The following is a 7,118-nucleotide window of genomic DNA, read 5'->3' as shown; positions in this document are numbered from 1 at the left end:
TCTGCAGCGCATAGGGGACGCGCTATCCTGAAGTGCAACTTTCGATGCCAGTCATGACCCTGGCAATGAAATGACACCGGGAATAAAGGTTTGCTGCTCTCATCTCTCACTGTCGGAACGCCGCCGGATCGGGCGCGGGAAATACGTGAAGATGAGCCCCGACGACATGACGCACCGTCCCGGCCCCCTCGCGGGTAAAATGCGCCGCCCGCACCGCCCCGCCGGAACGGCAGGCCGCGATCCGGGTTGAGGCGAGCCCTGCCCATCCCTTGCCGCACGAGGCCCCCTTGGACCCTGCCACCCCGGCCCCCGCCGACGCGCGCGGACCCTTCCCCGACCGGGCCGCGCTGGATGCGCTCGGGTTCGGGCTCTACTGCCTTGATGACGAGGGGCGCTGCACCTATGCCAACCCGGCCTGCCTGGCGATGCTGGGCCATGCGGCGGACGAGGTGCTGGGCCGCAACATGCACGACCTGATCCACCACAGCCATCCCGACGGCTCGGCCTATCCGCAATCGGCCTGCCCGATGGTCGCCACCCGCACGACGGGCCGGGCGGTGCGGCTGTCGAACGAGGTCCTGTGGCGGCGCGACGGCAGCTTCTTCACCGCCGAATATTCCGCCTGGCCGCTGCGGGACGGCGACCGGATCGCGGGCAGCGTGGTCACGCTGGTCGATACCGCGCAGCTGGGCGGGGCCTCGGACCGGCTGGCGCTGCAGGTCACCGTCAGCCGGGTGCTGGCCGGCATGGCCGAACCCGACGAGGTGCTGGCCCGCCTTCTGGCGGCGGTGGGCGGTAGCCTCGGCTTCCGGGCGGGCTTCTTCTGGGACGTGAGCCACCGCGAGCGGCAGCTGACCGCGACCGCCAACTGGACCGCGCCGGGCGTCGAGGCGGGCGCGCTGGTCGAGCAGACCATGGCCCTGACGCTCGACCGCGGCGAGGACCTGCCCGGCCGCGCCTGGGAGGAGGGCGAGATCCTGCACGGCCCCCCCGAGGGGCGGCACGAGGCGGCGCGTGCGGCGGGGCTGGTGTCGGCCATGGCGATCCCCGCGCGCCTCGGCCGGCGCGTCCTGGGCGTGATCGAGCTTTACGCCGACCGGCCCGTCGCGGCCGGGGACGACCTGATCGACAGCGCCTCGGCCATCGGCCAGCAGGTCGCGCAATACCTGCGCCGCAGGCGGGCCGAGGCCGCGCTGCGCGACCGCGAGGAGGAGTTCCGCGACTTCGCCGAGAACCTGCCGCAGTTGACCTGGATCGCGGATGCGACCGGGGCGATCAACTGGTTCAACCGCCGCTGGCACGACTACACCGGCACCGCCCCCGGCCAAGCCGAGGGCTGGGGCTGGCGCGCCCTGCATCACCCCGACCATGTCGAGCGGGCCGAGGCCTCGTATCGCGCCGCCATCGAGGCCGGGAGCGTATGGGAGGACACGTTCCCCCTGCGTGGGAAGGACGGGCGCTATCGCTGGTTTCTGTCCCGCGCCGTCCCGATCCCCGACGAGGAGGGCCGCATCACCCGCTGGTTCGGCACCAACACCGACATCACCGCGCAGCGACAGGCCGAGGCCCGCGCGCTGGCCGCCGAGCGCCGCTTGCGCTTTGCCCTGCAGGTCGCCCGCATCGGGTCCTGGACCTGGGACATCGACCGCGAGACGCTGGAGGCGGACGAGGGCTTCCGCGCGCTCTTCGACCTCGACCCCGGCGAGGCCGACCTGCCCGCCGCCGACTTCCTCGCCCGCCTGCATCCCGAGGACACGGCCCGCGTGACCGAGGCGCTGGCCCTTGCCCGGCGCGAACAGGGCGAGTTCGACCTGGAATTCCGCCTCTGCACCCGCGAAGGCGAGGTGCGGTGGGCGGTCCTGCGCGGCTCGGTCGAGCGGCGGCCCTTCGGGCGCGGCGTCTATGCGCTGGGGATCACCTGGGACGTGACCGAGCAGAAGCGGCGCGAGGAGGACCTCGCCGCCGCCAAGCTGGCCGCTGAGGAGGCCAACCGCGCGAAAAGCCAGTTCATCGCCAACATGAGCCACGAACTGCGAACGCCCCTGTCCGCGATCATCGGCTATGCCGAGCTGCTGGAGGAGGAGGCCGAGGACCTGGGGGAGGCCGCCGGCAACATGGCCGAGGACCTGTCGAAGATCGAGGTCAGCGCCCGCCACCTGCTGTCGCTGATCAACGGCGTCCTCGACCTGTCCAAGATCGAGGCCGGGAAGATGGAGGTCGAGGTGGAAAGCTTCGACCTCGCGCCCCTGCTGGCCGAGGTCTGCACCACCGTCGAGGGGCTGATGGCGAAGAAGGACAACCGCTTCGCCGCCGAGATTTCCCCCGACCTGGGCGCGATGCAGTCCGACCCGGTCAAGCTGCGGCAATGCCTGTTCAACCTGCTGTCGAACGCCGCCAAGTTCACTGAAGGCGGCGAGGTGACGCTGAGCGCCCGGCGCGCGGGTGGGCGGCTCGTCTTCCGCGTGGCCGACACCGGCATCGGCATGACGCCCGAACAGCAGGAAAAGCTGTTCCAGCGTTTCACCCAGGCCGACGTGTCCACCACCCGCCGCTTCGGCGGCACGGGGCTGGGGCTGGCGCTGACCAAGGCCTTCGCCGAGATGCTGGGCGGGTGCGTCGCCGTGGAAAGCGCCGAGGGGAAGGGCACGGTCTTCACCCTGACCCTGCCCGCCGACCTGCGCCATCCCGAAGGCTCGGACGCAGCACCCGCGGCACCCGAGGCGGCGGGCGGGCAGGTGCTGGTGATCGACGACGACCCGCATATGCGCGACCTGCTGGTGCGCTTCCTCGGCCGCGACGGGCTGGGGGTGGCCACCGCCGCGAACGGACAGGACGGGCTGGCGCTGGCGCGCAATATTTCACCCTCGGCCATCATCCTTGACGTGATGATGCCGCGGATGGATGGCTGGGCGGTGCTGTCGGCGCTGAAGGCCGACCCGGAACTGGCCGAGATCCCGGTCATCATGGTGTCGATGATCCGGGAAACCGGGCTGGCCTATTCGCTGGGGGCGGCCGACTACCTGACCAAGCCCGTGGACTGGCAGCGGCTGAAAGAGACGGTGGACCGCCACCGCCTGCCCTCGGCCCCGCCCGCGGGGCTGGCGCTGCTGGTCGAGGGCGACGCCCCCGCGCGCGAGGAGCTTGCCCGCCTGCTGGAAGGCGAGGGCTGGGAGGTGGCGCAGGCCGAGGCCGCAGGCACCGCCCGCGCCCGCATGGCGGAACGGCGGCCCGACCTGATCCTCGTCAACCTCGACCTGCCGCAGGTCGGGGGCTTCGCGCTGCTGGGCGAGTTGCGCCGCGACCCCGGCCTGCGGCGCGTCCCCGTCATTGCCCTGACCGAAGGGGGGCTGCCGCCCGAAGACCGCGCGGCCCTGCGCGATCAGGTGCGGCAGGTGATCCAGCCGGGCGAGGACAGCGTTGACGAGCTGCTGGACGAATTGAAGCGCATCGCCGGCGAGCGGGCGCAGGCACGGATGAAAGGACAGGGCTGATGGCCAAGCTGCTTCTGGTCGAGGACACGCCGGAGATCTGGGACTTCCTGTCCCGCCGCCTGGCCCGGCGCGGGCACGAGGTCGCGCTGGCCCATGACGGGCAGTCGGGGCTGGACGCCGCCCAAGCCGGGCCGCAGGTGATCCTGCTGGACATGAACCTGCCGGTGATGGACGGCTGGACGGTGGCGCGGCGGCTGAAGAACGACCCCGCGACGGCGGCCATCCCGATCATCGCCCTGACCGCGCACGCCTTGGCGGGCGACCGGGAAAAGGCGCTGGCGGCGGGCTGCGACGACTATCACCCCAAGCCCATCGACTTTTCCCGGCTGATGACCCAGATCGACGCCGCCCTGGGGGCCGCGGCATGAGGGTGGGCGAGATCATGGCGCGCCATGTCGAGTTCATCCCGGCCGACGCCCCCGTGTCCGAGGCCGCCGAGCTGATGGGCGAGCTTGAGGTGGGCGCCCTGCCCGTCGGCACGCCCGAGGACCTGCTGGGCGTGGTGACCGACCGCGACATCCTTTACCGCGTGGTCGCCCGCGGCCTCTCGGGCGCCGATCTGCCGGTGGCCGAGATCGCCACCCGTCCCGTGATCGGCTGCGGCGAGGAGGACAGCCTGCAGGACGCGATGAACCTGATGGCCGCCCATCACATCCGCCGCCTGGTGGTCCGGGACGCGGCCGGCAAGGTCATCGGCTGGCTGACGCTGGCCGACCTTGCCCGCCACCTGCTGGTCGAACGCGGCACCGTGCAGGCGGCGCTGCGCGAACTGACCGAAGGGCCGGAAGCCGGGGCCGCGCCGGCGCAGGGCTGAGGTCGCCGGAAAGGCAGGCAGCGCGGAGAGGCCCCCAACAGCCGCGGGTTTCGGGCTGACCACCGAACGCCTGCCAAGGCGCGGGATCAAGGCCCCCTGCCCCGTTCAGGCCCGGTAGCGGCGTTCGAGGCTGCGGGCGACCTCGGCGGCAAGCCCCAGCCGCCCGGCCAAGTAGTCCAGGAAGGCCCGGTTCACCCGGCCGCGGCGGTTGATCGCCAGCAGCGCCGCGGCATAGGCGTGGGTCGCCAGCCCCTCGGACTCGACACGGGCCAGCAGCGTGCCCAGGTTTTGCGGCTCGGCCAGGGCGGCCGCCAGCCGCGCCTCCTCGGGGGCACCCGCGCCGACCCGCCGCAGCACCTGGGGCAGCGCCTGCGCCTCGCGCGGATCGACCGCGCCGTCGGCCTGGGCGGCGGCGGCCATCACCTCGACCAGCAGCGCCCCCTGTCCGGGGTCCAGGGCGCGGAAGTTCAGCGTATGCGGCACCAGCACCTGCTGGCGGTTCGACAGCCAGCCGTCGAGCAGGCGGGTCGCCAGCGCCACCTCCAGCCGCGCCTCGGGGTCGAGGGCAGGACCGGGGGGCGGCGCAGATGCGGGCGGGTGACGCGCCGGTTCCTCCAGCGCCACGGCCTGGCCGTCGCGGTTGCGCGAGGCCCGGAAAAGCCATCCCATGATATCCACCGCCGAAGGCTCCCTTGCGTGATGCCCGGTGGAACCGGGCCCGAGGGCCGGCGGTTCCGCCCTGCCCTCGCGGAGTGACCCCGGAATTGACCCTCGACCAAGCGCTCGCCTTCGGCCTGATGGCCGTCACCATCGGCCTGTTCATCTGGGGGCGCCTGCCCTACGACCTTGTCGCCCTGCTGGCCCTGCTGGCCGGCGTCCTGATCGGGATCATCCCCGCGGCCGAGGCCTTTTCCGGCTTCGGCGACGACGTGGTGATCATCGTGGCGACCGCCTTGCTGGTGTCCGCCGCCGTGGCGCGGTCGGGGGCGGTGGAAACCGCGATGCGGCCCTTGCTGCGCAACCTCAAGGGCGCGCAGGCGCAGGTGACGGTGCTGGTCTCGGCGGTCACCGTGCTGTCGATGGTGACCAAGAACGTGGGCGCGCTGGCGATGATGATGCCGGTCGCGGCGCAATTGTCGCGGCGCACGGGGACGCCCCTGTCCTTCATGCTGATGCCCATGGCCTTCGGCTCGCTGATCGGGGGGATCGTGACGCTGGTGGGCACCTCGCCCAACATCCTGGTGTCCAAGGTGCGCGAGGACATCCTGGGCAAGCCCTTCGGCATGTTCGACTATACGCCCGTGGGCATCGTCATCGCCGTCCTCGGCGTGGTCTTCCTGTCCTTCGCCTATCGCCTGCTGCCCGACCGCCGCGCCGCCAGCCGGTCCATGGACGCGGCCTTCACGCTGGAGGAATACGCGACCGAGGCCCGCGTCCCCGAAGGCTCGCCCTTCGTCGGCCGCAGCGTCGCGGAACTCGAGGCGCTGGCCGAAGGGGGCCTGCGCGTGACCACCGTGATCCGCGAACGCTTCCGCCGCCATGCGCCCCGCCCGGGCGAGGCCCTGCAGGCCGAGGACGTGCTGCTGCTGAGCGGCGAGCCCGAGGACCTCGAGCGCGTCGTCGCCCGCGCCCGCCTGCGCCTGGCCGGCGAGGAGGTGGCCGAGGACGAGGCCGACGAGGGCGAGGCCGTGGTCGCCGAGGGCGTCGTCACCGCCGATTCCGCGCTGGTCGGCCGCACCCCGACCGAGGCGCAGCTTTTGCGCCGCCACGGCTTGCAGCTTCTGGCCGTCAGCCGCCGCGGCCAGCGCCTGGACCGCCGCCTGCGCCGTCTGCGGCTGGAGGTCGGGGACGTGCTGATCCTCAAGGCCGCGCCCGAGCGGCTGGCCCCCTCGCTGGGCGAGTTGCGGGTCCTGCCGCTGAGCCAGCGCGACGTGGCGCTTGGCAGCCGCAAGCGCAGCTGGCTTCCGATCCTGATCCTGGCCGCGGCGATGGTGCTGGTGGCCGCCCATGTCGTCCCCGTGGCCGTGGCATTCGCGGGCGCGGCGGCCCTGATGCTGCTTTTGCGCGTGATGACGATGGACGAGGCCTACGAGTCGATCGAATGGCCCGTGATCGTGCTGCTGGCCGCGCTGATCCCGGTCAGCAACGCCATCCAGGCGACCGGGGGGTCCGACCTGATCGCCGCGGGCCTGCAGCGCGTGGCCGGAGAGGTGCCGCCGCTGGCGGCCGTGGCGCTGATGATCGTGCTGGCGATGGCGGTGACGCCTTTCCTCAACAACGCCGCGACCGTTCTGGTGATGGCCCCCATCGCGGCGAGCCTTGCAGGGCGGCTTCAGCTGAACCCCGACCCCTTCCTGATGGCGGTGGCCCTGGGGGCGGCCTGCGACTTCCTGACCCCCATCGGGCACCAGTGCAACACGCTGGTCATGGGGCCGGGCGGCTATCGCTTCGGCGACTACTGGCGGCTCGGCCTGCCGCTGTCGATCCTGGTGGTGGTGGTCGGCACGCCCATGATCGCGCTGGTCTGGGGCCTGGGCGGCTGACGAGGGGCGAGCCGGGCCACCAGGAGCGTCCGGCAAGACCGCTGCCCATGGCCCGCCAACGCATGAGCGGCGGTTGTGCCAGGTAGTCTCATGAGGCCGTTCCACTTCATGAACGGCAGGACGGGCAAGGCGCTGCGAGGCACACGCCAACTCGGGAAGCCGCCATTTCATGCCCTGTCATCGCAGAGCCACATTCGGCCGCTAGGCGGATACCGGCTCCGGCCTTGTCACGGCCGGCCGGGATTCTCAGCAGATCGAGCCAGGAACGTC

Annotated in this window: 5 protein-coding genes; 4 read left to right on the top strand and 1 reads right to left on the bottom strand. The window is 72.1% G+C overall.

Features of this window, described 5'->3' with window-relative positions:
• Window positions 1–287: 287 nt before the first annotated feature.
• From Q4F04_RS14040 to Q4F04_RS14030, 3 genes are read left to right on the top strand one after another with little or no spacing between them, the layout of a single operon-like run.
• On the top strand, window positions 288–3,491 hold the full coding sequence (locus Q4F04_RS14040) for a response regulator (RefSeq protein WP_303370429.1): 3,204 nt from the start codon (window positions 288–290) through the stop codon (window positions 3,489–3,491).
• Window positions 3,491–3,859: a response regulator gene (locus tag Q4F04_RS14035; RefSeq protein WP_303370428.1), complete on the top strand. Its 369-nt coding sequence runs from the start codon at window positions 3,491–3,493 to the stop codon at window positions 3,857–3,859. Before Q4F04_RS14040 ends, Q4F04_RS14035 begins: the two co-directional genes overlap by 1 nt.
• Window positions 3,856–4,305 (top strand): CBS domain-containing protein, encoded by a 450-nt coding sequence (locus Q4F04_RS14030; protein ID WP_303370427.1) that lies wholly within the window; start codon window positions 3,856–3,858, stop codon window positions 4,303–4,305. Before Q4F04_RS14035 ends, Q4F04_RS14030 begins: the two co-directional genes overlap by 4 nt.
• Before the next feature lie 105 nt (window positions 4,306–4,410).
• Here the strand turns inward: Q4F04_RS14030 and Q4F04_RS14025 are convergent, their stop codons facing one another.
• Window positions 4,411–4,974 (bottom strand): DUF533 domain-containing protein, encoded by a 564-nt coding sequence (locus Q4F04_RS14025; protein ID WP_303370426.1) that lies wholly within the window; start codon window positions 4,972–4,974, stop codon window positions 4,411–4,413.
• Window positions 4,975–5,069: 95 nt separating this feature from the next.
• On the opposite strand from Q4F04_RS14025, the gene Q4F04_RS14020 reads away from it, so the two are divergent.
• The gene (locus Q4F04_RS14020) at window positions 5,070–6,848 is read left to right on the top strand and encodes an SLC13 family permease (RefSeq protein ID WP_303370425.1); all 1,779 of its coding nucleotides are present in this window, start codon (window positions 5,070–5,072) and stop codon (window positions 6,846–6,848) included.
• Window positions 6,849–7,118 lie beyond the last annotated feature (270 nt).

Origin of the sequence: Paracoccus sp. (in: a-proteobacteria) (assembly GCF_030536915.1) — a bacterium.
GTDB lineage: Bacteria > Pseudomonadota > Alphaproteobacteria > Rhodobacterales > Rhodobacteraceae > Paracoccus.
The sequence above is the reverse complement of the archived record's forward strand: the minus strand, read 5'-3'. Positions and strand labels throughout refer to the sequence as shown.